This is a genomic window from Streptomyces sp. AC1-42W, from assembly GCF_003248355.1.
Classification (GTDB): Bacteria; Actinomycetota; Actinomycetes; order Streptomycetales; family Streptomycetaceae; genus Streptomyces.
In genome coordinates, this window is sequence record NZ_QKWY01000003.1 from 38,349 (window position 1) to 64,615 (window position 26,267).

23 protein-coding genes and 2 pseudogenes are annotated in these 26,267 nt (G+C 71.9%); 14 read left to right on the plus strand and 11 right to left on the minus strand.

The window, feature by feature from the left end; all coding sequences use genetic code 11:
* Positions 1 to 345: 345 nt before the first annotated feature.
* The 5 genes from DNK56_RS32970 to DNK56_RS32990 are packed head-to-tail and all read left to right on the plus strand — an operon-like array spanning position 346 to position 5,659.
* Positions 346 to 1,401, plus strand: a complete 1,056-nt coding sequence (locus tag DNK56_RS32970) for a phytanoyl-CoA dioxygenase family protein (RefSeq protein WP_111339743.1) — start codon at positions 346 to 348, stop codon at positions 1,399 to 1,401.
* Positions 1,383 to 2,708: a DUF6271 family protein gene (locus tag DNK56_RS32975; protein WP_111339744.1), complete on the plus strand. Its 1,326-nt coding sequence runs from the start codon at positions 1,383 to 1,385 to the stop codon at positions 2,706 to 2,708. Before DNK56_RS32970 ends, DNK56_RS32975 begins: the two co-directional genes overlap by 19 nt.
* Entirely contained in the window at positions 2,705 to 3,907 is a 1,203-nt protein-coding gene (locus DNK56_RS32980) for a type III PLP-dependent enzyme (protein WP_111339745.1), read from the plus strand. Before DNK56_RS32975 ends, DNK56_RS32980 begins: the two co-directional genes overlap by 4 nt.
* Entirely contained in the window at positions 3,904 to 4,449 is a 546-nt protein-coding gene (locus DNK56_RS32985) for a GNAT family N-acetyltransferase (protein WP_241990212.1), read from the plus strand. The genes DNK56_RS32980 and DNK56_RS32985 overlap by 4 nt, the downstream gene beginning before the upstream one ends.
* Before the next feature lies 1 nt (position 4,450).
* Positions 4,451 to 5,659 (plus strand): MFS transporter, encoded by a 1,209-nt coding sequence (locus DNK56_RS32990; RefSeq protein ID WP_111339746.1) that lies wholly within the window; start codon positions 4,451 to 4,453, stop codon positions 5,657 to 5,659.
* A 190-nt stretch (positions 5,660 to 5,849) separates the two neighbouring features.
* On the opposite strand, the gene DNK56_RS32995 is transcribed toward DNK56_RS32990, so the two are convergent.
* From DNK56_RS32995 to DNK56_RS33010, 4 genes are all read right to left on the minus strand, one after another.
* Positions 5,850 to 6,542: a response regulator gene (locus DNK56_RS32995; RefSeq protein ID WP_111339747.1), complete on the minus strand. Its 693-nt coding sequence runs from the start codon at positions 6,540 to 6,542 to the stop codon at positions 5,850 to 5,852.
* Between the two features lie 5 nt (positions 6,543 to 6,547).
* Positions 6,548 to 7,774 carry a sensor histidine kinase gene (locus DNK56_RS33000; RefSeq protein WP_111339748.1) on the minus strand — a complete coding sequence of 409 codons (1,227 nt, stop codon included), beginning with the start codon at positions 7,772 to 7,774 and terminating at the stop codon, positions 6,548 to 6,550.
* Between the two features lie 31 nt (positions 7,775 to 7,805).
* Positions 7,806 to 8,687 (minus strand): CPBP family intramembrane glutamic endopeptidase, encoded by an 882-nt coding sequence (locus DNK56_RS33005; protein ID WP_111339749.1) that lies wholly within the window; start codon positions 8,685 to 8,687, stop codon positions 7,806 to 7,808.
* A 180-nt stretch (positions 8,688 to 8,867) separates the two neighbouring features.
* A complete protein-coding gene (locus DNK56_RS33010; RefSeq protein ID WP_111339750.1) occupies positions 8,868 to 9,266 on the minus strand; it encodes a MerR family transcriptional regulator in 399 nt (132 codons plus the stop codon).
* A gap of 156 nt (positions 9,267 to 9,422) precedes the next feature.
* Here DNK56_RS33010 and DNK56_RS33015 point away from each other — a divergent pair, with 156 nt between their 5' ends.
* Positions 9,423 to 10,496 carry an alkene reductase gene (locus DNK56_RS33015; RefSeq protein ID WP_111339751.1) on the plus strand — a complete coding sequence of 358 codons (1,074 nt, stop codon included), beginning with the start codon at positions 9,423 to 9,425 and terminating at the stop codon, positions 10,494 to 10,496.
* A 69-nt stretch (positions 10,497 to 10,565) separates the two neighbouring features.
* Here the strand turns inward: DNK56_RS33015 and DNK56_RS33020 are convergent, their stop codons facing one another.
* Positions 10,566 to 11,744 carry an FAD-dependent oxidoreductase gene (locus DNK56_RS33020; RefSeq protein ID WP_111339752.1) on the minus strand — a complete coding sequence of 393 codons (1,179 nt, stop codon included), beginning with the start codon at positions 11,742 to 11,744 and terminating at the stop codon, positions 10,566 to 10,568.
* 162 nt (positions 11,745 to 11,906) lie between these two features.
* On the opposite strand from DNK56_RS33020, the gene DNK56_RS33025 reads away from it, so the two are divergent.
* The 6 genes and pseudogenes from DNK56_RS33025 (at position 11,907) to DNK56_RS33050 (ending at position 15,135) form a co-directional block, all read left to right on the plus strand.
* Positions 11,907 to 12,518, plus strand: a complete 612-nt coding sequence (locus DNK56_RS33025; RefSeq protein WP_111339753.1) for a TetR/AcrR family transcriptional regulator — start codon at positions 11,907 to 11,909, stop codon at positions 12,516 to 12,518.
* 210 nt (positions 12,519 to 12,728) lie between these two features.
* Positions 12,729 to 12,881 (plus strand): DUF6192 family protein, encoded by a 153-nt coding sequence (locus DNK56_RS33030; protein ID WP_241990213.1) that lies wholly within the window; start codon positions 12,729 to 12,731, stop codon positions 12,879 to 12,881.
* Positions 12,882 to 12,884: 3 nt separating this feature from the next.
* Positions 12,885 to 13,082 carry a hypothetical protein gene (locus tag DNK56_RS33035; RefSeq protein ID WP_111339754.1) on the plus strand — a complete coding sequence of 66 codons (198 nt, stop codon included), beginning with the start codon at positions 12,885 to 12,887 and terminating at the stop codon, positions 13,080 to 13,082.
* Between the two features lie 162 nt (positions 13,083 to 13,244).
* A pseudogene (locus DNK56_RS33040) lies at positions 13,245 to 13,709 on the plus strand (ISL3 family transposase); the annotation flags it as partial.
* Between the two features lie 62 nt (positions 13,710 to 13,771).
* Positions 13,772 to 14,191, plus strand: a complete 420-nt coding sequence (locus DNK56_RS33045) for a DUF4259 domain-containing protein (protein ID WP_111339756.1) — start codon at positions 13,772 to 13,774, stop codon at positions 14,189 to 14,191.
* Between the two features lie 167 nt (positions 14,192 to 14,358).
* The gene (locus tag DNK56_RS33050; protein WP_111339757.1) at positions 14,359 to 15,135 is read left to right on the plus strand and encodes a class I SAM-dependent methyltransferase; all 777 of its coding nucleotides are present in this window, start codon (positions 14,359 to 14,361) and stop codon (positions 15,133 to 15,135) included.
* 55 nt (positions 15,136 to 15,190) lie between these two features.
* Here the strand turns inward: DNK56_RS33050 and DNK56_RS33055 are convergent.
* The 5 genes and pseudogenes from DNK56_RS33055 to DNK56_RS33075 all read right to left on the minus strand — a co-directional run.
* Positions 15,191 to 15,313, minus strand: a pseudogene (locus tag DNK56_RS33055) (IS21-like element helper ATPase IstB); the annotation flags it as partial.
* Between the two features lie 26 nt (positions 15,314 to 15,339).
* A complete protein-coding gene (locus DNK56_RS33060) occupies positions 15,340 to 15,996 on the minus strand; it encodes a 50S ribosomal protein L11 methyltransferase (RefSeq protein ID WP_111339758.1) in 657 nt (218 codons plus the stop codon).
* Positions 15,997 to 16,265: 269 nt separating this feature from the next.
* Entirely contained in the window at positions 16,266 to 17,066 is an 801-nt protein-coding gene (locus DNK56_RS33065; RefSeq protein ID WP_199563964.1) for an endonuclease/exonuclease/phosphatase family protein, read from the minus strand.
* Positions 17,067 to 17,196: 130 nt separating this feature from the next.
* Entirely contained in the window at positions 17,197 to 17,922 is a 726-nt protein-coding gene (locus tag DNK56_RS33070) for a class I SAM-dependent methyltransferase (protein ID WP_111339760.1), read from the minus strand.
* A 115-nt stretch (positions 17,923 to 18,037) separates the two neighbouring features.
* Positions 18,038 to 19,978 carry a flavin monoamine oxidase family protein gene (locus tag DNK56_RS33075; protein WP_111339761.1) on the minus strand — a complete coding sequence of 647 codons (1,941 nt, stop codon included), beginning with the start codon at positions 19,976 to 19,978 and terminating at the stop codon, positions 18,038 to 18,040.
* A gap of 312 nt (positions 19,979 to 20,290) precedes the next feature.
* Between DNK56_RS33075 and DNK56_RS33080 the strand changes: the two genes are divergently transcribed.
* A complete protein-coding gene (locus tag DNK56_RS33080; RefSeq protein ID WP_146610544.1) occupies positions 20,291 to 23,404 on the plus strand; it encodes an FG-GAP repeat domain-containing protein in 3,114 nt (1,037 codons plus the stop codon).
* 17 nt (positions 23,405 to 23,421) lie between these two features.
* Here the strand turns inward: DNK56_RS33080 and DNK56_RS33085 are convergent, their stop codons facing one another.
* Positions 23,422 to 25,374 (minus strand): APC family permease, encoded by a 1,953-nt coding sequence (locus DNK56_RS33085; RefSeq protein WP_199563954.1) that lies wholly within the window; start codon positions 25,372 to 25,374, stop codon positions 23,422 to 23,424.
* Positions 25,375 to 25,520: 146 nt separating this feature from the next.
* On the opposite strand from DNK56_RS33085, the gene DNK56_RS33090 reads away from it, so the two are divergent.
* Complete coding sequence (locus DNK56_RS33090; RefSeq protein ID WP_111339763.1) at positions 25,521 to 26,246, plus strand: dienelactone hydrolase family protein; 726 nt, start codon at positions 25,521 to 25,523, stop codon at positions 26,244 to 26,246.
* Positions 26,247 to 26,267 lie beyond the last annotated feature (21 nt).

Sequence of the window (26,267 nt, forward strand, 5' to 3'; positions counted from 1 at the left end):
ACGAGCGCGTCTACTGGTCGCAGCCACCCCGATCGGGTGGCGAGTGCTGTTCACGAAGCCCCCTTGTGCTCATCGTCCGCAAACCTGGCGCCGCACCCGTGGCCCGGCTCGGAGCAGACGAACCGGCTGGTCAGGCGGGAACCAGCTGGCCTCCCCGGCGGCCGGCACTTCGTTCCCGCTTCCGGAAGGGCAAATTCAGCATGAGATCCGTGCGGGTCCTGCCCGGCACACCGCTCGTCAAACAGTTGTGCAGATGATCTTCGTCACGGTGGCCTGCGCCGGTCCGCCGATCACCGTCTTCTCCCACCGGCCGCTCTTGTTCACAGCGAGTCTCGGAGTACGTCCATGCCCATGACTGACACCTACTTGCACCGTGCCGCCACGGACCGTCCCTACTTCAGCGAGGACGGCGAAACGTATCTGTCCCACACTTCCCTGCGTGACCTGCGCAAGAGGCGCCCGCTCCGGGTGCTGAGCGAGGAGCAGTTCGCCTTCTGGCAGACCTACGGGTACGTGGTGGTCAAGCGGGCCGTACCCCGTGAGGACGCCCAGCGGTTACTGACCTTCGCCTGGGACTTCCAGGGTCTCGACCCGGACCGCCCCGAGACCTGGTACGAGGAGCGGGAGTACCGGTCGGAGCTGGACCAGGAGCTGCACATCTACGGGTTCGTCGAGGCCTACCACCACCAGTTGATGTGGGACAACCGGCAATGCCGTCGCGTGTACGACGCCTTCGTGGACGTGTGGGACTGCGAGGAGCTGTGGGTCACCCTCGACCGGCTCAACCTCAACCCGCCCAACATGAAGACACGGGACCGGTCCCTGATCGAGTTCCGCCCCACGGGCTTCGACATCGAACTGCACTGGGACGTCGACACCGTCCGGAGTGTCCCCCCGCAGCGGGTCCAGGGCATCCTCGTCCTCAACGACACCGTTCCGGAGGAGGGCGGCTTCCAGTGCTGCCCGGAACTCTTCCGGCAGTTCGACCACTGGAAGGCCCACCAGCCCGCCGACCGGGACCCCATCCGCCCGGCCGTCGACCGTGACGTGATGCCGGTGGTGCACCCCGAACTGGAGGCCGGCGACCTGCTGATCTTCAACGGGCACCTCGCCCACGGAGTGGCGCCCAACATCTCCGCCGCCGGAGCACGGGCGGTGCAGTACCTGTCGATGATGCCCGCCCTGGAGGAGCACGAGGAGCTGCGCCGCTCCCGGATCGAGTCCTGGCGCACCCTGTCCACGCCGACGTGGAACAAGACCCTGCTCGGCGACGCCGTGCGGCCCGAGGCCGAACGGTACGGACGCGCCCGCCTGAACGAGCTGGGCGAGCGGCTGCTCGGCCTGAAGTCCTGGCACGACGCGGACACGTACGGAGGGGTCCGGTGCGCCGAATCTGCCTGACCCTGCCGACCAACCGGGAGTGCTCGGCCACCATCCGGCTGCTCGCCGAGGAGGCCGCGTACGCCGCCGACCGCTTCGGCGTCGAGGTCCACCTGCTCGTCCTCGACTCGTGCCCGCCCGCCGTCCACGCGGCGCACGCCGCGACGGTCCACGGGCTGGAGCCGCGCCCCGGAGTGGTGATCCACCACCTGGACGAGGCCGCGCAGCGGGAATTCCTGCTCCGTGTCATCGACCGGGCCCGGAGCCCGAAGGCGGAGTGGCTGCTGGACCTGCTGCTTCCCTCGCGTCTTTCCTACGGGGCCTGCACCGACCGGGCCTTCCTCGTCGGCCGGGCCCTCGGCTGCGCCTCGGTGCACCGCAGGGACTCCGACAGCCGCTACCAGGAGAAGGACGGCTCGACGGTCTTCCCGATCCACCACGAACTGCTCAGCCTCGGTGCCACCGCCTCCGAGGCGGCCCGGCACGTCGACGTCTGCGAACTGACCGCGGCCGAGATGCGGCGTCCCGTCGCGATGGTGGGGGCGTCCTTCACGGGCGAACCCTCCGTGGACCTCGCCGAGATCGCGGCGCTCGACCCCCGTGCGTACGACGACCTGGTGAGCCTGTGGGCGCCGCTCGACGCCCCGGAGGCGAGCAAGCGGGACCTCGTGGCGCAGTCCTTCCTCGGCGCGGGCCGGCATGCCTTCGACGGCGACCACTCCGTGTTGACCCGCGTGGACCCCATGCGTGTGGACATGTGCAACATCGCCTTCCACGGGGTGCACGAGCAGGTACCGCTGCCCCCGGCGACGGACACGATCGGCAGCGACTACTTCCTCATCCACCTGGTCCACCACGCCGGACTGCCCGGCGTCCTCCACAACCGCGACATCGTGAACTACTACACGGGCGAGCGGCGTACCGCGGCGGGGTTCGTGGCGTACCAGACCAGGTTCGTGAAGTTCCTCCTGTCGATGCTGCGCTTCCATTACGTGTACGCCGAACTGAAGGCGGCGGGACCCGGCCTGCTGCGCCCGGACGGCACGGTCGACGCGGACCGGGTGGCCCGGATCGTACGGCGCAGCACGTCGCTGGAGCAGTCGGACAACGTGACGCGGCTGGACCGTACGGACGCCGTCTACCGCGGACTCGGCGGCCGGTACGCGGATCTCGCCGACCACCTGCGGCCGCTGCGCGAAAGCCTGCTGGACGAGGCCCGCGCCGACTTCACGGACTACGCGCTGCTCATCGAGTCGTGGGGGGACCTCATGGAGTCGGCCGGTGCGGTCGGCCTCGCGGCGGCCGGCGGTCCGGCGGGTGCCTCATGACGGCCGCCGGCCGGGGCCGCCCGCGCATACCCGTGGCGCCGGACGGGGACCGGCTCGTCTACGACCTCGACGGGATTCGCGCACAGTACGCGGAACTCCGCGCGGAACTTCCCGATGCCGTCGTACGGTTCGCCATGAAGGCCGCGCCCTCCGACGAGATCCTGCGGACACTCGGCGCCGCCGGTGCCGGGGTCGACGCCGCCGGGCCGCAGGAACTGCGGCAGGCACTGCGCGCCGGTATCTCCGTGGAGGCCACGCACTACGGCAACACGGTCAAGTCGGATACGGACATCGCCGATGCCTACGCCCTCGGGGTGCGTACCTTCGCGACGGACAGCGTGCAGGACGTGCGGGCCCTCGCCCGCCACGCCCCCGGGGCGAGGGTCTTCTGCCGGCTGGCCGTCGACGGCGAGGGCGCGCTGTGGGGCCTGAAGCACAAGTTCGGGTGCTCCGCCGCCGACACCGTGCACATCCTGCGCACCGCGCGGCGCCTCGGCCTCGTACCGTCCGGGCTCTCGGTGCATGTGGGGTCGCAGCAGATGGACGCGGACGCCTGGCACCGGGCCTTCGAGCGCCTCTCCGCGGTGATGATCACGCTTGAGGAGCACGGCATCGTCCTCGATCATGTGAATCTGGGGGGCGGTCTGCCCGCTCGGGGCTACCTCGACAGCGGCGGCGTTCCCCTGGACCCGCCCCTGGACAAGATCTTCGCCACTCTGCGGGAAGGCATCGAGGGCCTGCGCGCGGTCCACGGGGAGCATCTCCGCCTCGTCATGGAGCCGGGGCGGTCGCTGGTCGCGGACCACGGAACCATTCACGCCCGCGTGGTCCGCCTGACCCGGCGGCAGATGCCGGACGGCTCGTCGCAGCACTGGTTGTACCTGAGCTGCGGGAAGTTCAACGGACTGTACGAGATGGATGCCATCCAGTACCGGTTGCGCTTCCCCGCGGGCCCGGCCGGCCCGCTCGTCCCCGCGGTCGTCGCCGGCCCCACCTGCGACAGCGACGACGCCTACCCGCACGACCGCGGCCTCGTGCGGGTGCCCGAGGGGCTCGCCTCGGGGGACCCGGTCGAGGTGCTGGCCTGCGGTGCCTACGCGCTGAGCTACACGACACGCGGGTTCAACGGCTTCATGCCGCTGCCGGTGGTCTTCACGGGTGGCCCGCCGGACCGCGGCGAACCGGGGAAGGCTCCGTGACACCGGCCGACGTCATCACCATCCGCCCTCCCACTCCGCCGGACTGGGACGCGATCGCCGCGCTGGAGTCCGACGCCTACGGGCCGCTCGGCCTGGCGGAGGGCCGCGAGGCGCTCCGTTCCAAAGCGGTGTCCCCCGAGACCTGCTTCGTCCTCCGGTCGGGCCCAAAGGTGGCGGGCTATCTGCTGTCCCTGCCCTACCCCCCGCGCCGGGCACCCGCCCTGGGCAGCACGGCGCCGGCCCGTTTCCACTCCCGCAACCTGCATCTGCACGACATGGTCGTCGCCCCGGAGTACCGCGGACGCGGGCTGGGGCGCCGCCTCGTCACCCACCTCGAACGCACCGCCGCGGCGCGGGGCTACGAGGAGGTCTCGCTGATCGCGGTCGCGGGGGCCGGGAGTTACTGGTCGGCGTGCGGGTACGCCCCCGATCCCCATGTGCCGACCGCCGGTTACGGGCGCTCGGCCGTCTACATGTCCCGCTCGCTGCCGCCCGCTCCACCGTCCCCCGGTTCACCTTCCGATACTCCACGGAGTCACTGACGTGTCGTTCACCCACCATTCGTTCCGTCGCGGGCAACTCGCGACGGCGGCGCTGTTCTGCGCCCTCGGCTTCCAGTACGCCACCTGGGTGTCCCGGATTCCGGCGCTCAAGTCGGGGCTCGGTCTGAACGCGGCCGAAGTCGGCATCCTGCTGATGGCGGCCGGGGTCGGGGCGTGCGCGGCCTTCCCGCTCGTGGCGTTCCTGATGGACCGTCTGGGTTCCCGCCGGCTCGCGCTGGGTTCCACCGTCGCCCTGGCGGCCGTTCTCGTGGCGCTCGCCGCCGCTCCCACGTACCCGGTCGCCCTGGTCGTGGTCTGCGTGGACGGGGTCGTCGTCGGCTGCCTCAACACGGCGATGAACGCGCAGGGTGCCGCGCTGGAGGCGCACCACAAGCGCCGCACGATGGCCAAGCTGCACGCCGTGTTCAGCGGTGGTTCCTTCCTGGCGGGGCTGCTGGCCTCCGGGATGCACCTGGTGACCTCCTCCCTCCTCGCGCACTTCACCGTGGCCGCAGCGCTCCTGCTGCTCCTGGCGGCCGGGGCGGGGACGGGGCTGCTCGCCGATACGGAGGAGGCGCCGTCCACGCAGGACGGGGACGACACCGTCGCCGCCCCGGCCGGACCCCGGACCGTCCTGGTCGGCGTGGTGGGGTGGATGTGCTGCGCCATGATGTTCGGCACCGTCGTGGAAGGGGCGATGAACGACTGGTCCGCCCTGTATCTGGAGGACGTGGCGGGCGCCTCGGAGAAGGTGGCCCCGCTCGGGATCACCGTCGTCGCCGGCATGATGGTCCTCGCCCGGCTGCGCGCGGACAGCTGGCGCGAACGCTGGGGTGACGGGCGTGTGGTGCTCGTGGGGAGCGGTCTCGCGGGCGTCGGCCTGGCCCTCGCGCTGGTCGCCGGCGGTATCGTCCCCGCGTTCCTCGGCTTCGCCTGCGTCGGCCTGGGGGTGGCCGCCGTCACTCCGTGCGTCTATGTGGCCGCCGCGCACCATGGCGGCAAGGCGTTGACGCTCGTCGCCGCCATGGGCACCACGGGGCTGCTGGCCGGTCCCCCGCTCATCGGGTTCGTCGCCGGCGCGAGCAGTCTGGTGTGGGGGCTCGCCTGTGTGGCGGCGGCGGCTCTGGCGGTGGCGCTGTGCAGCACGCGCATCGAGTGGCGGGCCCCGGAGCCCGCCCCCCAGCCGTCCGAACGGGCCGACGCCGGCTGACCGCCCCCGGCCCACCGCCGGAACCACCCGCTTGGTGCGACGTGCCGAAGCCGGCCCTTCGGTGCGTCGCACCACAGTGCTTGCCGGCCGGGGCACGGCGTTTCATTCCGTACTCCACGTGCGTTCCCCGAGCCACAGAGCCTCATCGTCAACGACGGTTCGGACGTTCGATGAATGAAGCCCCCGCCGGTCACGGTGTGCCGGAGGCCAGGCCGACCCGGTAGGCGAGGACGACGGCCTGGACGCGGTCGCGCAGGCCGAGTTTCGCCAGGATGCGCGACACGTAGGTCTTGACGGTCTCGGGCGTGATGAACATCGCGGCGGCGATCTCCGCGTTCGACAGCCCCTCGGCGATCAGCTGGAGCACTTCCAGCTCGCGGGGGGTCAGCGCGTGCACGATGTCCTGCCGGGCCGGGCGGGAGGTGTCGGCCGGCCGCAGGTGCTGGGCGAAGTGGCCGATGAGGTGGCGGGTGACGGCGGGGGCGAGCAGGGCCTCGCCGCGTGCGACGGTGCGGATACCGTTGACCAGCTCCGCCGGAGGGGCGTCCTTGAGGAGAAAGCCGCTCGCTCCGGCGCGCAGCGCGTCGTAGACGTAGGCGTCGATGTTGAACGTGGTCACGACCAGCACCTTCGGCGCGTTCTCGGTGTCGGGGCCGGCGAGTTGCCGGGTCGCCCGGATGCCGTCGAGCAGCGGCATCCGGATGTCCATCACGACCACGTCGGGGCGCAGTCGGCGCGCGGCCGCGACCGCCTCGTGCCCGTTCTCGGCCTCTCCGACGACCTCCATGTCGGGCTGGGCGGAGAAGATGGTGACGTAGCCGGTCCGCACCAGCGCCTGGTCGTCGCAGACGAGTACACGGATCGGAGACGGCGTGTCGCTCAAGGGGTTCACTCCTGAACAGGCTTGGACGGAATCGTGGCACGGACCTCGAACCCGCCTCCGGGCCGCGGTCCCGACGTCAGTTCACCATCGAGCATCCGCACACGTGCGCGCAGCCCGGCCAGTCCCCGGCCGCCTCCGGCGCCCGGCTTCCGCGCGGCCGGTGCGGCAGCGGGCCCTTCGGTGGTCACCACGATCTCGATGTGCTCGTCGCCGTACCCGATGAGGACCCGTGTCGGCTTCCCGGGCGCGTACTTCATGGCGTTGGTGAGCGCCTCCTGCGCGACCCGGTAGGCGGCCAGTTCCACGTCCACGCCCTGGGGCCGCCGCTCGCCGTGCTCGCCGAACTCGACCGGCTGGCCCGATCTGCGGGCCTGTTCGACGAGGTCCCCCACCTGGCCGAGGGCGGGGGCCCGGTCCGCGCCCGCCGGCTCCGCGGACGCCGCTTCGCCGGTCGCCTCCAGGACGCCGAGCAGGTGCCTCAGTTCCTTCAGCGCCCTGCGGCCGGTGTCGCTCACCGCGGTCAGCCCTTCGGCGGCGCGTTCCGGCGTGGACGTGAGCAGGTACTGCGCCGCGTCGGCCTGGACCACCATGGCCGTGACGTGGTGGGTGACCACGTCGTGCAGCTCGCGGGCGATGCGCGCCCGCTCGGCGGCCGTTGCCACCTCGGCGGCCAGTTGCCGGCGCTTGGTCTCTTCCGTGCGCCGCGTACGCACCATGCTCCCCACGAGCCACGCGGCTGCCAGAGCCAGCGAGAAGGCGAGGTAGTCCGGGATGCCGTTCGGTGAGCCGGCGCGGTGCAGGACGACGGCCAGCACCGCGTAACCGGCTCCCGCCGCGACGACCAGGCCGGTGCGGCGCCGGACCTGGTGGGCGCCGGCGGAGTACAGGGCCAGGTACAGCCCGACGCTCGCGAACGTGGTGGCGAAGCCCAGCGCCTGGTGCACGGCGAACGCCGCCGCGACGACGGCCAGGCAGGCCGCGGGCCACCTGCGGCGGACCGCCAGTGGCACGGTCTGGGCGAGCGCCAGCCCGCCGCCGAGGACGCTCGGCGCCCGCTCGGGCAGGTCGCCGATCTGCGCGCCGACCTCGGAGAGGGGCGGTACGAAGGCCAGCAGGGTCAGCGTCAGGGCGAGGACGCCGTCCTTGACGAGGGCGTCCCGCTCCCGCCACCGGCCGAGCGACGCCCGGAGCAGCGGGACGCCTCCGCCGCCGCGGAGTTTCTGAAGGGGCATCACTGCGGATTCCTCCGGTGGTCGGCCCGGCTCAGCGGCCCGCGCGTGGACGCGGTTCGATGTCGCCGTTGCGGTGGGCGCGAACGAGCATGGTGGCGGCGATGGCCACGCCCATGAGGACGGGGATGATCGACGCCTCCAGGCCGAAGCCGCCGCCGGTCAGCAGGGCGGAGCCGTGGACGTCCACGTCGAACAGGCCCTCGGGGGCGTGCCCGGAGACGGGGATGCCGAGCAGCTGCTCCGTGGTGTTCCAGGCGAAGTGGAGCCCCACGACGAACCAGATGCTACGTCGCCACAGGAACGCGGCTCCGAGCAGGGCGCCCGCCTCCAGGGCGATCGCCAGTCCGCTCCAGGCGTTCGCGCCCTCGGCGCCCAGGTGGGCGACGCCGAAGAACACCGAGGTGATCACGATGGCGGCCCGGCTGCCCCACAGCTGTTCGAGGGCTTGGAGGGCGAGGCCGCGGAACAGCAGCTCCTCGGTGACCGCGGCGCCGATCTGGAGCGCGATGGTCGTCCACACGACCGACATGACGCCGTCGCCCGCCCAGTTGAACGAATAGCCGCCGAACGCCGTGATCAGCAGGGCGGAGACGAGGATGAAGCCCAGCCCGATCGCACCGCCGAGCAGCACCTCCCGGCCTGCCCCGGACCGGGCGATCTCCGGCGTCGCGCGTCGGGCCACCCGGCGCATGACGTAGCAGTACACGGCCACCGCGGCGGCCGCGCCCAGCACCGGTACGGGACCGGGCCCGGTGGCCGTCAGCCCCGAGACCACTCCGACGCCGGCCATTCCCGTCAGCATCCAGCCCAGCGGGGAGCGCGCGATCCGGCCGAGACGGCCGCCGCCGTCTCCTTCCCGGCCCCCGTCCGGGCCGGAATCCGCGCGGTGTCGTAGGGCGGACTTCATGCCCATGGTGGCCTCCCGTGTAGTGGGTCACCCCTGTGGCGACCTGGGAACCACGCTAGGAATCCGCGGACGTGCGCGAGTCACCCGCGCAGGGACAGCACGGGTAGCTCTCACGGGGGATGCGCCGGACGTACGGGGCGGCGCCCGGCCGCTACGACCCGATCGGTTCCGGCCGGCGCACCGATGTCACCGGCACGTGGCGGCCGCGGTCCGTTCGGCTCCGGGCAGCAGGGATGCGCGGTGGGCCCGCGCCGCGGCGGCCATCTCGTCGAGCGTGGAGCGGGCGCGCAGCAGTTCCTCGATCTGCGCGGTGATCCGCTCGCGCTCGTGGGCCAGCCGTTCGAGCGCGGCGTCGGAGTTGTGCACGCTCGGCGCGTCGGCGCAGGGCAGGAGTCCGGCGATGGTGCGGCTGGAGAGGTTCGCCGCGTACAGCCCCTGGATGAAGTGGACGCGGTCCACGTCGTGCTCGGTGTACCGGCGCTGCCCGCCCGGTGTACGGGTGCTGGTGAGCAGTCCCTGCTGCTCGTAGTAGCGCAGCGACCGCACGCTCACTCCGGCGAGGTCCGCCAGCTCCCCGATCCGCATGGACGACTCCGTTCCCGCGCCGCACCGCCGCACTCCCTGTGACGCACCTCACGGGAGTCTGCGGTGCTCTCCGCTTGATCCTGACATTGGCGTCAGGTTTTAGCGTACATGTGTGCCCCGGCGACCGGGGCACACATGTAGGTGAGGAGAACCGACATGCCGTCCCTGTTCAGCAGTTATCGCCTCGGCGGCCTCTCGCTGCCCAACCGGACCGTCATGGCCCCCATGAGCCGCGTCCGGGCCGCCGCCGGCGGTCTGGCGACCCCCTCGATGGCCACCTATTACGCGCAGCGCGCCACGGCCGGCCTGATCGTCACCGAGGGCGTCCAGCCCAGCCTCGTCGGCCAGTCCAATCCGGGGACGCCCGGCCTGCACACCGACGAGCAGACGGGCTCCTGGCGCCAGGTGACCGCGGCCGTCCACGCCAACGGCGGACGCGTCTTCGCCCAGATCATGCACGGCGGCCGGGTCTCGCACCCGGAGACCACGGGCTTCCGGCCGGTCGGCCCCTCGGCCGTGGCCGGCGCGGGCAGCGTCTTCACACCGAGCGGCCCCCAGCCGATGCCGGTACCGCGCGCCCTGGCCACGGACGAGGTCGCCGAGCACGTCCGCTCCTACGCGCACGCCGCGCGCCGGGCCGTCGACGCGGGCTTCGACGGCGTCGAACTGCACGGCGCCAACGGCTATCTGATCTCCCAGTTCCTCTCCTCCAACGCCAACCTGCGCGACGACCGCTACGGCGGCTCGATCGCCAACCGCATACGCTTCGCCGTCGAGGCGGCCGCCGCCACCGTCGAGGCCGTGGGCGCCGCCCGTACCGGCATCCGCCTGTCGCCCGGGGGCGGCATCTGGGACGCGGTCGAGGACGACGCCGTCGAGCTGAACACCGCCCTGCTGACCGAACTGGCCCGCCTGGACCTCGCCTACGTGCACCTGGAGGGCACCGCCGGCGAGGACACCCTCCTGCGGCTGCGGGACGTCTGGCCCGGCACCCTGATCGTCAGCCCCACCATGCCCGGCGGAGCCAAGCAGACCGGCAGGTCCGAGGCGGACCACTGGCTGGGGCTCGGCGCCGATCTGATCGCCTTCGGCCGCGCCTTCCTCGCCAACCCCGACCTCGTCGAACGCCTGCGCACCGGCCTGCCCGTCGCGCCCGCCGACGAGAACACCTTCTACCAGGGCGGCGACGACGGATACCTCACCTACCCGGCGTACCGGCACACCGCCTGACCGGGGGCCGGGGACCGGGGCACGGATCGCCGGGCGGGTACGCGACGGCGCCCCCGCCGCCGTGCGGTTTCAGGCTCCCGCGGCCGCCCTGCGCTCGTCGAGGCTCCGCCGCAGGGCGCGGGCCTCGTCGCGGCCGTCCGGCTCCTCGTCCGCTTCCAGGAGGAACGCGGCGCCGCCGACCAGTGCTTCGGCCAGGTCCGTGGAGCGGGGCAGCATGGTCTTCTCGTAGGCGCGGACGGCCTCGCCGACGGTGGAGTGGGTGGCCAGGGCGAGGGCGAGGTCGTGGGCGTCGAGCATGGCCAGGTTGACGCCCACGCCGAGCGGCGGCATGAGGTGTGCGGCGTCACCGAGCAGGGTCACCGTGGGTACGTGGTCCCAGGTGTGCGGCGCCGGGAGGACGAACAGCGGCCGGTCGGCGTAGGGGCCGTCGTTGTTACTGATCATGTACCGCATGCCGGACGCCCATCCGGCGAACTCGTCCAGCAGGTGGGCGCGGACGCCGGTGGTGTCCCCGGGGGTCAGACCGGCCGCGGTGATCCAGTCGGCCGGGGCGCGGCGGATGATGTAGACCCGGATGTGCCCACCGCTGTTGCGCTGGGCGAACAGCGCGCGCTCGCCGTCCGCCGCGGCGGCGCTGCCGTCACCGACCAGCTCCGACAGGGCGGGGTGGCGGTTTTCGACGTCGTCGAACCACGCCTCGGTGAAGGTGATCCCGGAGTGGTACGGGACAGCTGCCGAGACGGCCGCGCGGACCCGGGAGAACGCGCCGTCGGCTCCGATGACCAGATCGGTCTCGACGCTCGTCCCGTCGGTGAAGCGCAGCGTCCGCGGCCCTTCGGCGGGGCCGTCGACCGAGGCGAGGGCGCGGCCCCACCGCACCGTGCCCGGTGCGAGGGAGCCGAGCAGGAGATCACGCAGTTGGCCCCGGTCGATCTCCGGCTCGGAGGGGTCGCCCTCGTCGGGCATCCGGTCCATCAGAACCCGGCCGGCGGCGTCCAGTCGGCGCATCCGCTGCCCCTCCGGGCGTGCCAGCTCCCGGAAACGCCCGATCAGCCCCGCCTCGCGCAGGGCGAGTTGGCCGTCCTCGGTGTGCAGGTCGAGGCTGCCGCCCTGATCACGGGTGTGGGCGTCCCGGTCGCGGTCGTAGACGGTGACCGCGATGCCGTGCTTCTGCAGGATGCGGGCGCAGGTCAGCCCGCCGGGGCCCGCTCCGATGACCGAGATTCGGGGGGCAGGTCGGACGTTCATGGTCGTGCTCCGTTCGTGAGTGGGGGTCTTCCGCAGCGGGCTTCGATGGCGATCGGGCGGCGCGCGGCGCCCCGCGCCCACCCCCCAAGAAAAACACAACGACTCACTTAGTGCAACAGATGCACTTTTTTAGCTGAGCAACCGAAGGGTAGAATCCGGGGCATGCCCGAGACCGAGCCCAGTGCCGCGCCCGCCCCGATGGGGCGCCGCGAGCGCAAGAAGGCCGCCACCCGCCAGGCCATCGCCGACACCGCGCTGCGCCTGTTCCTGGAGCGCGGCTACGACGACGTCGGCATCCGCGAGATCGCGGACGCCGCCGACGTGTCCACCACCACGCTCTTCAAGCACTTCCCGGTCAAGGAGGCCCTCGTCTTCGACGAGGACACCGCCCAGGAGTCCCAACTGCTCGCCGCCGTACGCGAGCGCCCCGAAGGCCGGTCCATTCCCGCCGCCCTGCGCGAGCACGCGCTGCGTCACCGGCTGGCCGCCGCGGACAGCGGCGCCCGCTTCACCGCGTTCTTCGACCTCGTCAACAGCACGCCCGCCCTGCGCGACTACGTCCAGGCCATGTGGCTGCGCCACACCGACGCCCTGGCCCGGGCCATCGCCGAGGAGAGCGGGCTGCCCGAGGACGACCCCGCGTGCACCGCCCTGGCCCACTTCGCCCTCGAAGCCCCCCGGGCCGCCCGCGGCCACGACGACCCCCGCCAGGCCGTCATCCGCGCCTTCGACCTGCTGGAAGCGGGCTGGCAGGCTCTCGCCTCCCGCGACTGAGCCGCAGACATCCCGCTGCACCTCGGGAAGGCTGGGCAGGCTCGCGTGCTCGCCGTTGACGTAGCGGGTTTCCGCGATGGAGGAGAGCCGCGCCGAGGCGAGCGGGACACGGCCGTCTCCCTCGCGGTGCGGGTTTCCCAGCCGGCGGCCGGTGACGCGGTCCACCTGGTGCCACAGCTTCGTCACCACTTTGGGCCGGCTCGTCCCGCGATGAGGGGCCTGGAGTTCACCGACGACGAACGCGAAACCGTGCGGCGTCAGATCGGACGAGTGAGGGCCGCGGCCGATTGGTTCGAAGGAGCCCTCGACAACGGCGAGTTCACCCTGGACGAGCAGCTCGCGCAGCTGCTCAGGGGCGAGTAGGCCATGGCCCGCCCGACCCTCCCGCTCGCCGAGCACCTCACCCCGATCATCTGGCGCCGCAAGGACGGCTACATGTTCTCCGACGACCCTGCGGACTGGATCGAGTACGAGAAGAAGCAGCTCCTGCTCTCACCGGCGTGCGCTCCACCCTCACCCAGCTGGCCAAGTGGCTCGCCGGCACCACTGCCACCACCCAATTGACCCGCGACGAGACCTGCCATGGCCAACTGGCTTCGTTCACGTTCAGCGGCAGCGTTTGTCGATGGGTTTCGGCTCTGGTCCACCTTCTGTGGGCGCGTACGCAGGGTGACTGTCGATCGCGCCACGACTCCGGAGGAGATGTTCACCGGGCAGTGGCAAAGCCGTGCGACCAGACTCGACGACTACAAGCCTTACCTCGATCAGCGCTGGCAGGAAGGCTGCACCAACGCCTGGAAACTCTGGGAGGAGATCAGGGAACAGGGCTATCCACGCGGATACGCAAGCGTCAGCGACTACGTCAGCAGGACCCTTCGCGGCAAGCCCCAACAGGTCGGTCCACGGCCGCCATCCGCCCGCGCCGTCACCCGCTGGACCCTCACGCACCTGGACGGCGACCAGCTGCCCGAATGGATCGAAGCAGCCAGCGCCACCACCGAACTGCCCAGCCTCCGCAACTTCGCTCAGCACCTCCTGCGCGATCTCGAAGCTGTCCCCGCCGGTCTCACCCTGCCCTGGAACTCCGGCGTGGTGGAGGGCCATGTCAACCGGATCAAAATGCTCAAGCGACAGATGTTCGGCCGCGCGGGATTCGCCTTGCTTCGTAAACGAGTCCTCCTGGCCACCTGAGCGCGTGTCAGTGTCTGCTGGAATGCTGGTTCCGTCCGCGAGAGCGATACCAGGAGCCGTACATGGGGACGTGGGGAACAGGCCCATTCGACAGCGATCTCGCTGCCGACTTCGTCGACGAACTCGAGGGACTGACTTCTCAGAAGGTCATCGAAGTGCTCGAGCGAGCATTCCAGCGAGTCACGGATTCCGGAGCACGCGTGGATGGCGGTGACGGCACCGAAGCGGTCGCCGCCGCGGCTCTCGTTGCCAGCACCGTCCCGGGCAGCAGGATTGTGATCGACCCTGATGACGGACCCAGAGAACCTCTGCCGCAGCTTCCGCCGGCTCTCCGCTCGTCAGCCGTGCTCGCTCTGCAACGTGTACTCCAGGACGGATCGGAACTGCTGACCGGCTGGGTGGACAGTGCCGACGCCGCTCAGTGGCGCCACGAAGTCCAACAGATCGCGGAAGCCCTGGGACCGATTGATCACGAACAGTAACCGCGCCACACGAAGTGGACCAGAGCCTGGGTTTCGACAGCAGTTGACGATCAACGTGCTCGGAGATGTTCACGGGTAATGACGGCACTGTCGTCAGTGAGGGCGTTCGCGCGGACCACTGAGGCGACCAGTGCCTCCGGACGATCAGGCCCCGGTAGCCTCTGGCCCTGCCTGAGACATCGGTGGCGCACTTTTACGACGAACTGGCCGACGACTACCACCTGATCTACTCCGACTGGGACGCCAGCATTCGTCGGCAGGGTGACGCCCTCGACGCCCTTATCGGTCAGGGTGGCGTCGAGGTGCTCGACTGTTCCTGCGGAATCGGCACGCAGGCCATCGGCCTTGCGCTCCGCGGGCACCGCGTCACCGGCACCGATCTCAGCCCGCGCGCCGCCGCCCGCGCCGGCTGTGAGGCCGCCCGCCGGAGCCTCAGTCTGCGCACGGCGGCTGCCGACATGCGACGCCTCCCGTTTCCCGACGGCCGGTTCGATGTCGTCGTCTGCGCTGACAACTCGCTGCCCCACCTGTTGACAGAGCAGGATGTGCGCGCCGCCCTGGCCGCGATGCGCCGAGTGCTGCGCCCAGACGGCCTGCTGCTGGTCAGCACTCGCCACTACGACGACCTGCTGCGCGACCACCCCGTTTCGACGCCCCCACAAGTCCACCAGACCGCCGACTGCGCCGACGGCGGAGAACGAACGGTCACCTTCCAGCTCTGGCACTGGCACGAGGACGGAGAGCACTACGACCTGGAGCACTTCCAACTTCTTCCGGCAGGCGGAGAATGGCGCGTCCAGGTCCGCCGGACCACCTACTGGGCCGTCAGCCAGGACCGGTTGGCCGGCCTCGCAGCTGAGGCCGGCTTTGTCGACGCCCGGTGGCGGATGCCGCAGGAGACAGGCTTCTTCCAGCCGCTGCTTATGGCCCGCGCCGGCGATTAAGCGATTCCTTCACCGCCGGCCGTGAGGGCAGCGGCCGAGCCAGAACCGGTGGGTGTCAGCCAGCATTGGCGGGTTCTTCGGCGCGGGCGCGGGTGCTGGCGAGGCGGTAGGAGTCGGTGCCGGTTTCGATGATGGTGCCGTTGAAGGTCAGGCGGCCGACGATGGCCGCGCCGAGCCGCGTAGGAGATCCGGGTGACCGACGGCTCACCCGCAAGCGCCATGGTCTCTGCTGAACTCCCAAACGTTGACCCGGCCATACAATCCGGGAAGAACGGTGCGCCACGCCGGATCGAAGGAGACCTCTGCGCCGGCGATCAGACGCATCGCACCTTGCGACGGCAGCGCGATCGGGCCGACGTCCAAAACAGCCGCCGCGGTCGTGCGCACCCGGTCGGTTCGGGCGTGTTTCAGGATGAGTCGTATGCCGTCCAGGCCGTCAGCCCCGCCCCCGGAGTGAAGATGTTGCTGGTCCGCAGGGACGTCAGGCAGCAAGCGGGCCGGGCGTTGCGGCGGATTCACGGCAAGTACGTCAGCGCGCATGGGCGCCAGTTGACTCCAGTCCGCTTCCCACAAGGTCAGACGGCCTCGGGCTTCAGAGCCAAGGTGCTCCGAGACATTGCGGGCAGTGTCGACAAGCGCGGCACGGTCGTAGTCCTGCGCTATGACGTGTCGGGCCCCCGCCGCGAGAGCAGCAACGGTGACGAGCCCGGCTCCGCAGCCGGCATCGACGACAACCTGGCCCTCGCAGTCGCTCATTGTTGCGGCGAGCACAGCGGAAAAGGTGGAAGGCCGATGCACGCCTTCGCTGGCGGTCAGCTTCTGGCCAAGCGCCAGCCACGGTCCTATCTCCAGAATCTCCATATAGCGATGCTGCCAGGCATGCTGCCGGCCACGATCCCCGGGGGCACCGCGGCCACGACGCTGGAGGCTGGACGGCTCCCGGACAAGGACAGTGAGGACGAGGCGGGAGCCGGACGGGCCGGACAGGTGCTCCCGCGGTGCGGGCCCCGCCAGGTCGGCCAGTTCCGTGTGGACGCGCGTGCCCGGGAGACGGCGCAGGGCGTCGGTGTGGTTCGGCGAGCGCAGGAGTGCCGGCCGTGTCGCCGTGGGCCGGCAGTGGGTGTGCCCCGTTACAGCCGGTTCAGGTCGGCCTGTACCAGGTCGTGGTCCGACCACGGGGTGAGATGTACCCGTTGCTCCTGCGAGGCGAAGCCGCGCAGGAAGATGTAGTCGAACTTGCTGCGCCAATCGGTGGTCGGCTCGCACATGCCCGTCCCGGAGGGGCCGCATCCGGGGTCCGCGTCCTCGGCCAGGTCCCACATCACGGTGAGTTCGGGGGCGGGCGGCACCGCGTTGAAGTCGCCGAGGACGATCGTGCGGTCGTACGGGGCGATCGCCTCGGCCAGTACGGCGGTCTGCTCCACGCGGACCGATTGCTGTCTGCGCTCGGCCAGGTGCGTGTTGAACACCCGGACGCTCAGGCCGTCCACGAGGGTCGTGACGGCCAGGTAGCCGCGGTCCTCGGACCCGCCGTCGGGGTACTCCACCTTCACCGGGTCGGTCATCGGGGCGGCCGAGAGGATCGCCTGTCCGTAGCCCCCCGGAGCCCACGGCACGCCTCCGCACCGGCTCCAGCTGGGCAGCACCGAGCCGTATTCGACGTGGTAGGCCAGCCCGTACCGGTACCGCAGGTAGTCGCGGATTCTCTCGACATCGCCCACGCACGCTTCCTGCAGGCCGATGACCTGGGGTGCGTACGTGGCGATCTCCGCCGCCCTGCCGCCGTTCTGCCCGCCGCCCCGGCAGGGGTTGCAGATGTTCCAGGTCATGACGCGGTTGGGCACGACCTCGTCGGGGGCGCCGGCCGGCAGCGGTCCGGGCGTGTAGGCGCTGCTCGACACGCTGGGGCCGACGAGCAGCAGGCAGGCCATGATCAGCGCGCCCGCGAGCCACCGCGCGCCGGTTCGGGTCACCTTCGGCTCCTTGACAGTAGACACACCCCCGTCCCCGGGGGCCGTGCCGCCCGAGCCTATGCGGCGGGGTGCGGGCGGTATGAGGCGGTCAGGTGCGTCGTGCCACGAAGACGAACTCCCGGCCCGGCCGGTCGGGCGCGTCGCGCACGTCGAGCGCCTCGTAGCCGTGGGCGGCCAGGTCCGCCTCGATCTCGTCGCGCTCCCGGAACCGCAGGGTCGAGTCCGAGGTCAGCACCTGTCCGTCCACGGCGAAGACATAGGTCCAGCGGAAGGTGACCAGAGGCGGGCTCACGTCGATCAGCCGGACCCAGCTCTCGACGGAGCCGACGCCCGGGATCTCCGTCACCCGGTAGGAGTTCTCGCGGGTCCACTCCTCCCAGGCGCGTCGGGCCGGGTCGCGGGTCTCGAAGACCAGGTGCCCGCCGGGCCGCAGCGCCTCGTGGGTCGCCCGCAGCGTCGTGTGCCAGGTGTCGGGGTCGGCGATGGCCTGGGCGACGTTCGCCGTCATCGTCGCGAGGTCGGCCCGAAGGGGCGGGAGGGCCGTGGCGTCCCCGCAGATCCAGCGCACTCGTTCGCCGCCCGGTTTGGTCCGGGCGACGTCGATGGACGCCCGGGCGGGATCGACGCCGACGACGTCGATCCCGCGGTCGGCCAGGAGGAGGGCGAACACCCCGGTGCCGCAGCCGATGTCCAGGACGCGGCGGGCCCCGAACTCTTCCGCCATCCGGAGGTAGGCGTCGAGGTCGCCGCGGTCGGGGTCGAGCGGGTCGTGGATCGCGGCGAGTCGTGGATGCCCGAAGCAGTCGTCAGCCATGCGGCCGAACGTATGCGGCGCCGGCTCCGCGGAGCCACCGGGTTTCGTACGGAGCGCCGCCCCCCTCGGAGCGCCGCCTCGGAGCGCCGCCCGCGCGGCGGCGCTCCGTCGTGCGTCAGCTCGCGTGCACCTCCAGGGCCGCGCGCACCGCCGATTCCAGCGCGCCCTCGATCCAGGCCGGCTTGACGGAGGTGTGGCAGCCCGCGAAGTGCAGCGGCCCCTCCGCCGAGCGCACGTCGGCGAGGAGTTCGGTGTGCTGGCCGGGGAGCAGCACGGACGCCTCGCCGTAGGCGTACGGGTCGCGCATCCAGGACTGGGTGGCGCCGACGCCCGTGTAGAAGACCTCGATCCGCTGCCCGTACACGTCCTGGACGCCGCCCAGGGCGTGCGGGTAGCGCTCGTCGTCGTCCAGGGAGTCCCACTTCAGGGCGTCGTCGGCCCAGCTGTAGGAGGCCAGGAGGACGCCGCCCTTGCTGCCGGGGACCGGGTGGGAGGGCTGGTACATGAAGCGGTTGGCGTTGTCGGTGACCGAGCCGCCGCCGATGACGTGGGCGGCCTCGGGCTGGTTGCGCGCGGTCGCCCGGTACGCGGCGTAGTGGACGCGCTGGTTGGGCGGCAGGTGGCCGACCGGGACCGAGGGGTGGGCGCCCAGCAGCGAGCCGTCCGCCGGGGCCTTGCCGAGGCGGTAGGCGTCGTACAGGCCGGGCCGGATCGCGTCCAGTTCCCTCTTCCAGTCCTTCTCCTCGAACTCCCACCAGCGGCGGCTGAATTCGAGCAGGACCTTGGTGGCCGCGTCGTAGTGGACCTCGGTGATCGCGCGCCGCTTGCCGTACGAGAGCGGGGGCGCGATCGGGACGTGGCGCAGTCCGGAGAACGGCACGGTGATGATCGCCCGGTCTCCGGTGAAGGTCTGCCGCACGACCTTGCCGTCGCGGCCCTCCGACACCGTCTCGACCCGTACCCCGTGGTCGCCGTAGCTGATGCGGGCCGCCCGGCGGTCCAGGTGCACCAGCTTCCTGACCGGTGCGTACATGGCGTCGGCCAGCGTCGCCGTGCCCTCGGGCAGTTCGTAGAAGGCCGTGTCCGGGCTGATCAGGGCGGCGCCGATGAAGCTGTGGACGAAGGCCAGCGGGAGCCGGGATGTGAGGTTCTCGACGGTGCCGATCAGGTCGATGGTGCGCTCGTCGAGCTTGGCGGCCTCGGTGAGGAAGCGGAACATCGACCAGTGCCCGTAGCGCTGGATGACGCGGGCCCAGCCCTCGACCAGTTCCGAGCCCTCCTTGCCCTCGAACTCCGCGCGCACGGGGGCGAATGCCTCGCGCACGATGGTGGCGGCGGTCTTGTTCTCGAAGGCGGCGGGGACTCCGAAGGAACGGTTGACCGCCTGCGGCTTCTTCGCGTAGTCGGACTTGCGGACCCGGATGCCGTTGACGTGGATCCAGGTGTGGTTGACGGGCTTCCCGGCCGGGTCCACGTCCACGAGGTGGAAGCGGCGGCGCTTGAGGCCGAGGTTGTCCATCAGCCCGGTGACGAGCGGGTGGCTGTCCGGAATGCGCATCGCCCCGGCCTCGGCGTACTGCTTCGGATCGGCGAATGGCGCCTTGGCGTGCTCGTGGCCGCCGGTGCGGAAGGTCTTGATCCGGCCACCGACCCGGTTTCCGTTGGCCTCGATGACGGTGACGTCGTGACCGGCGTCGTGGAGCAGCCGCGCGGAGGCGAGTCCGGCCGGTCCCGCACCGACGATCAGCACCTTCTTGGGCGACTTGCGGCTGCGCGGCAGCCCCTTGGTCAGCAGGACGTCGCGGTAGTGCGGAATGAGGGAACGGTCCTGCTCGTCCCGGACGAGAATCGCGCGCGCGACGCCCAGACAGGCGCTCCAGTCGGAGCCGGGGGCCGCGAGCGGGGCGACGGCGGGAGCCGCGGGAACGGCTGCGCTCGCCGGGGTCGCGGTGGTGGTGAGGGCGGCGGCACCGGCCGCCGCGCCTGCGGCGGCGCCCGCGATCAGGGTGCGGCGGGAGGGCAGGTCGGACGTGGGTCCGGTGGGTTCGGTAGTCATGCCGACACCCTGGGGGGCGCGAAACGGGGCGCATTACGCGAACGCGCGTAGATCACCCCGGAATCACACGTGAGGGGGAGGAAACGGAGCCCCTCCTACTCCCGCGCGATGTCGGTCGGCAGTGAGGTGCTGCTGCGGCCGGAGCGTCCGGCAACGGGCTGCGGGGCACCGGGCGTTGGCGCGCCGACGCGGTCGAAGGAGAGCGATGATCAGGTTATAGAGTGATCGCCTCTGAGGGTGCGGCACCGGCCGGGGGCCGGGCCGACGGGGTCGGCGGCGCACCGCTCATGAGACCTGGGGAGGGTCTTTCGGATGAGTCGTCGTCGTGGTGTGCGCCCGCACCGGTGGGTCGGAGCGAGTACGGCCGTGGTCGCGTCGCTGGGGCTCGCGACGGGGTTCCTGTCGTCGCCCGCGTGGGCGACGACGGCGGACACCGCGCAGGAGACCGTCGTACCGGCCACCCAGCGCACCACGTACCAGTCCGCGTCGCTCCACTACGCCGGCACGCAGACGGGGAGCGACGGGGCCGGGGCGCAGGGCGTCTTCCACCGCCTTGAGGGCTACCGGGGCCTCGTCTGGACCCGCTACGCGGACGGCACCACCCTTCCCGTTCCCCCGGCCCCGGAGGCCGGCGCCCGGCAGCCGGGTACGGGCAGCGACGTCTTCGCCCAGGTCGCCAAGGACGGCCGGGTCGAGCTGTGGGACGCGGTGGAGAACACCACGCGCGTCGTCCAGATCCCGTCCGGGCTGCAGCTGTTGAGCATCCACGGCAGCACGGTCGTCGCGTTCGCCCCGGTCCTCGCGGAGGACGGGACGTCCACCCGCGTCCACCATCTGCTCACCCCCGGACCCGACGGGACCACACGCGACGTCCTGGTCACCGGCATGCCGGCCGGGCTGAAGCTGAGCGCGGTCCGTGCCGCGGACGCCAAGAGTCTGCTGTTCTTCGGCCATTGGAACGGCACGTACCGCATCGTCTCCGTGGACCGGGCGACCGGCGAGGTGCGGAACTGGACCCAGCCGGTTCCCGTGAGCAACAGCCTGGTCCGGATCTCCGAGGACCACGTCGTCCTGTTCCACCCCAACAATCCGAAGCTGCTGATCCTGCCCCGCGACGACCTGACGGCCACCCCGGCCGAACTGACGGTGGGCTGCGGCGGGGTGAGCCCCGCCGACGACCTGGCGGTCGTCGGTGACTGGGTGGTCTACCGCTGCGGCGTGACGATCCAGGCCAAGCCGCTGGCCGGCGGGGCGGCCGTCAGGGTCGTCTTCTCGGCCGCCCACGGTCTCTCCTCGGCGCCCGACGGTTCGGCGGTGGTGGTGGGCCGCGCGAACGCCGAGAGCGTCTACGGCATCCTGCGCCTGGTCCCCGGCGCCGACCACGGCGCGCCCGCGGTCACCACGGTCAAGCCGCTGATCAAGCCCCCCGCCGAGGTGCGGGGCCTGTCCCTGGAGCAGGGCAGGCTGGTCGTGGCCGACTCCGGCACCGGACAGCGGGACGCCTACCTGCGTACCGTCGCACCGTCCGGCACCCCCGAGTTCGGTGAGCGCTCCGCCTTCACCGACTCCGGCGTCCGGATGGCCCCCTGCCCGGACCGGGACGCCGGCTGTTCGGCGATCCGGGGCACGGCCGACGGCCGGATCGCCTGGCTGGAGCGCGACGGGGCCTCGGGCTACGACCGGCTGCGCGTCGCCGGCCCCGCTCCCCGCGCCCTCTTCGAGCGCGCGGTGCCCGCCGGCGGCCACATCACGGACGTGTCCGGCGACTACGTCCTCTACGAGGACGGCACCCGCGGCTACGTCTACCGGCTGGACGACTCCGGCGCCCCCGTGACCAGCCCCGAGGGTGCCTCCGCGCTCCAGGACGACGTCCTGCTGACCGCCGGCACCGTACCGGGCAGCGTGACCGGCATCGACCTGTCCACGGGGAAGGCGACGGCCACCCTCACCACGGACGCGAACTGCGTGCCGCGGGAACTGCAGTCCGCCGGGCGCTGGCTGTACTGGAACTGCGGCCCCGACGGCGGCGCGGGCGTCTACGACCGCACCGCGAAGAAGTCGGTCCCGGTGCCCCCGGGGGAGGCACGGCTCGGCGACGGCTTCGTGGTCACGCACGACCGGTCGGCGGGCCGGCTGACCCTCACCACCGTCACGGACGGCAAGGCCGCCGGCCGGGTCATCGGCGCGCTGCCCGACACCGGTGTCTCGCAGCGTGATGTCCGCTGGACCGTGGACGAGGCCGGCGCGAATGCCGCGTACGTCGATGCCGAGGAACGTGTCCACCTCGTCCCGGCGGGCACCCCGGCGCAGCCGCTGCGCCTGCTGGGTGCGGCCGGGAACGCCGGCACCGTCCGGGCGACGACGCTCGACGTCACCCCCGGCACGGTCACCCGCCTGCTGCTGTCCAAGCCGTCCGCCGGCTGGACCCTGACCGTGCGCAGCAGTACGACCGGCGCGATCGTCGACACCGTGCACGGCGGCGCCGCGCGCGGCGCGCTGGATGTCGGGTGGCACGGCGACGACCCGTCCCGCTCCGGCGACGCGTTCCTGCCCAATGGCCGGTACGACTGGGTCCTCTCCGTCGCCCCGGCGGACGGGCAGGGCGACCCGCTGCACGTCACCGGCAGGGTGGCGCTCGTCGGTGCCCGGCCGGTGTGGCGGGACCTCGTCGGCGACGACGGAATCGGGGAGCTGCTGGCGCTGAACTCGTCCGGCCTCGTCTACTCGTACCGGGGCACCGGAACCGGCGGGCTGCGCGCCCGGCAGGCGACGTCGGGCAAGCTGTTCCCGGCGGGCACGCTCCTCGTCCCGTTCGGCGACACGAACGGTGACCGCTGCAACGACGTGCTCGTGCGCCAGGGGAACGAACTGCGCGCCTACCGGCCCGGATGCGACGGCATCGTGTCGGCCTCGTCCCCGTCCACGCTCATCGGCTCCGGCTGGGCGCAGTACAACGTCATCGTGTCGCCGGGCGATGTGAACGGTGACGGGATCAACGACCTGGTGGCACGTCAGACGACCACCGGGGACATGTACTTCTACGCGGGGACCTCGACGCACAAGCTCACTCCCCGGGTCCGGATCGGGACGGACTGGCGGCTCTACACGAAGATCGTCGGGGCCGGTGACCTGAACGGCGACGGCAGGGGCGATCTGCTCGCGGTCGACAAGTCCGGTGCGCTCTGGCGCTACTACGGCAAGGCGGCCGGCGCCGTCACACCGCGTACGAAGATCGCGTCGAACTGGGGTGCCGCCTACACGACGGTCGTGGGGGCGGGCGATCTCACCGGCGACGGCCGCGCCGACATCGTGGCCCGCGACGGGAGCGGCAAGCTGTACCGCTTCAGCGGCACGGGGGCCGGTACGCTCTCCGGCCCGGCGGAGATCGGCACGAGCGGCTGGAGCGCGTACGCGGGTCTGTACTGACGCCGGGCGGGCCGGCGTCAGTCCGGGTCGGGCGTGCGGTGGGACTCCACGGTCCGCATGGCGTGCGACACGTCGAAGGGCAGGATCGTCACCGCGATGTGCGGCAGGTGTTCCAGCGTCCTCGCGATCTTCTCGCCGGTGCCCCGGTGCAGGAGTCTGCCGAGGGCGTTGGAGTACATCCGCCTCGGCACGAGGACCGTCAGCGACGTGTCGTCGTCCCGGGTGGTGCGCAGGGCCAGCTCCCGCATGGCGTGGCGCAGCCTGCGGTCGGGGCACGCCACCACTTCCAGCTCGATCGAGGTCGCGGACGTCGATGCCCAGCGGGCGGCGAGCCGGCGTGCGTGGGCCTCGTCGACCGCGAAGTGCACCGCCCGTACGGTGTCCGGGCGCAGCTCGTGCGCGTACCGCAGGGCCTTGAGCGTGGCCAGGTCCAGCGCCTCGACGAGGACGAACACGTGGTGGCGGCGGGTGCGCGGCCGGTCCGCGCCCGTGGGCAGCCGGTCCAGGGCCGCGGCCTCGCGCCGGTACTCGCGGTTGATGCGGATCAGTACCCAGACCCCGAGCGGGAAGACCACGACGACGAGCCAGGCGCCCTCGGTGAACTTGGTGACGGCGAAGATCAGGACCACGGCGGCGGAGACGAGCGCCGCCAGGGCGTTGCCCGTGATCTTCAGCCGGCGCAGCGGTTCGCGTCTGCGCAGGTGGTACGCGGTGAGACCGGACCCGGCCATGGTGAAGGCGGTGAACACACCGATCGCGTACAGGGCCACGAGCCGGTCGACGGTGGCGCCGGTGACGAGCAGCAGGGCCAGCGACAGGGCGGCGAGGGTGACGATGCCGTTGGAGAAGGCCAGCCGGTGCCCGCGCCGGGTGAGCACCCGGGGCAGGAACCGGTCCTGCGCGACGAAGCCGGCCAGGAACGGGAAGCCGGTGAACGGGGTGTTGGCGCCGGTGTAGAGGACGAGCGCGGTCGCGAGCTGGACGAGGACGAGTCCGGCCGTCCCCGGCGTGCCGCTGCCGAAGGCGAGCCTGGCCTCCTGCGCGATGACGGTCGGGGTGCCGTCGGTGTAGGGGACGGCGTGGGTGATGTGGGCGAGGGTGGAGACGCCCAGGACCAGGAAGGCCAGCACGCAGCTCATGGCGATCAGGGTGCGCCGGGCGTTGCGGCCCTGGGGTTCACGGAAGGCGGAGATGCCGTTCGAGATCGCTTCGAGCCCGGTGAGGGACGAGCCGCCGTTGGCGAAGGCGCGCAGCACGATGAAGAGCGACGCGCCCTGCAGCCAGCCGTCGCCGGGGGTGCCCAGCGGTACGACGCCGGGGGCCCGCAGGTCGGCGTGGGGCAGTCCGCCCGTCAGCGCGCGTACGGCGGCGACGAGGAAGACGAGGGTCATCGCGGCGATGAAGAGGTAGGCGGGCAGGGCGAAGATCCGGCCGGCCTCGCGGACGCCGCGCAGGTTCCCGTACGCCAGCAGCACGATCACCAGGACGGAGACGGGCAGCTGGAGGTGGTCCAGCCCGGTCCAGCCGTTGCCGGCCAGATGGGCGAGCGAGATCAGGGCGTTGGTGCCGGCCGACACCTGGACGGCGACGGTGACGACGTAGTCGACCAGCAGGGCCACGGCGGCGACCTGGGCGACCTTCGGTCCGAAGTTCTCCCTGGCCACGACGTAGGAGCCGCCGGCGCGGGTGTAGATCGTGACCACGTCGCTGTAGCAGAGCGTCAGGAGCAGCAGGACGAGCAGGATCGCGCCCGTGACCGGCATGACCATCGTGAAGGCGGCCGTGCCGATCACCGGTACGAGGACGCGGAGCATCTCCTCGGAGCCGTAGGCCGACGAGCTGACGCAGTCGGACGCGAGCACGCCGAGCGCCGTCCGGTTGCCCAGCTTCTCCTCGCCGGCGCGTTCGGTGGTGAGCGGCTCGCCCAGAAGCCGCCTCTTGACGCGGTACAGCGGCTGGTCGAGGGTCATACGCCCCATCACAGCGGCCGGCCGGCCGCGGACCGCGCAGACACCACGGGGAGGCCCCCTGCCGGCCGAAGCGGCCGGGGTGGGCGCTGTCTGCCATGGGTGAACGCCGGCCCGCGCGGGCGCGGCGTTCACTAACGTCCGGTCCCATGACGACGGTCACCACCCGCACGGTCACGTACCCGGCCGACCAGCTGACGATGAGCGGCCACCTCGCGCTCCCGGCCGGCGCCGGGCGCCGGCCCGCTGTCCTGATCGGCCCCGAGGGGATGGGGCTCGGCGACGTCGAGCGCGGCCGGGCCGAGGCGCTGGCCGAACTGGGGTACGTGGCGCTGGCCTTCGACCTCCACGGCGGGCGCTACCTGGGCGACCCGGAGGAGATGCTGGCCCGCTGTCTGCCGCTGCTCGACGACCCCGGCCGGATGCGGGGCATCGGGCGCGCGGCGCTCGGCGTCCTGTGTGCCGAGCCGCGCGTCGATCCCGGCCGGGTCGCCGCCATCGGTTACGGCACGGGCGGCGCGATCGCGGTGGAGCTCGGGCGCGACGGCGCCGACCTGCGCGCGATCGGGACGGTCAACGGGCTGACCACGGGCCGGCCCGGCGAGGCGGCACGCATCCGCTGCCCCGTCTGGGCCGGCGTCGGTTCGCAGGACCCGATCATGCCGCCCGCGCGGCGGGAGGCGTTCACGGCGGAGATGCAGGCCGCGGGGGTCGACTGGCGGCTCGTGGTCTACGGCGGCGCCCTGCACGCCTTCCACCACCCGCCGGTCGACCACACCGTGCTTCCGGGCGTCGGCCATCACCCCCGGCACGCGCGGCGGGCCTGGCGCGACATCGTCGGCCTGCTCGCCGAGTGCGTACCGGTCACGGACTGAGCCGGCCGGCCCTCCCGGTGG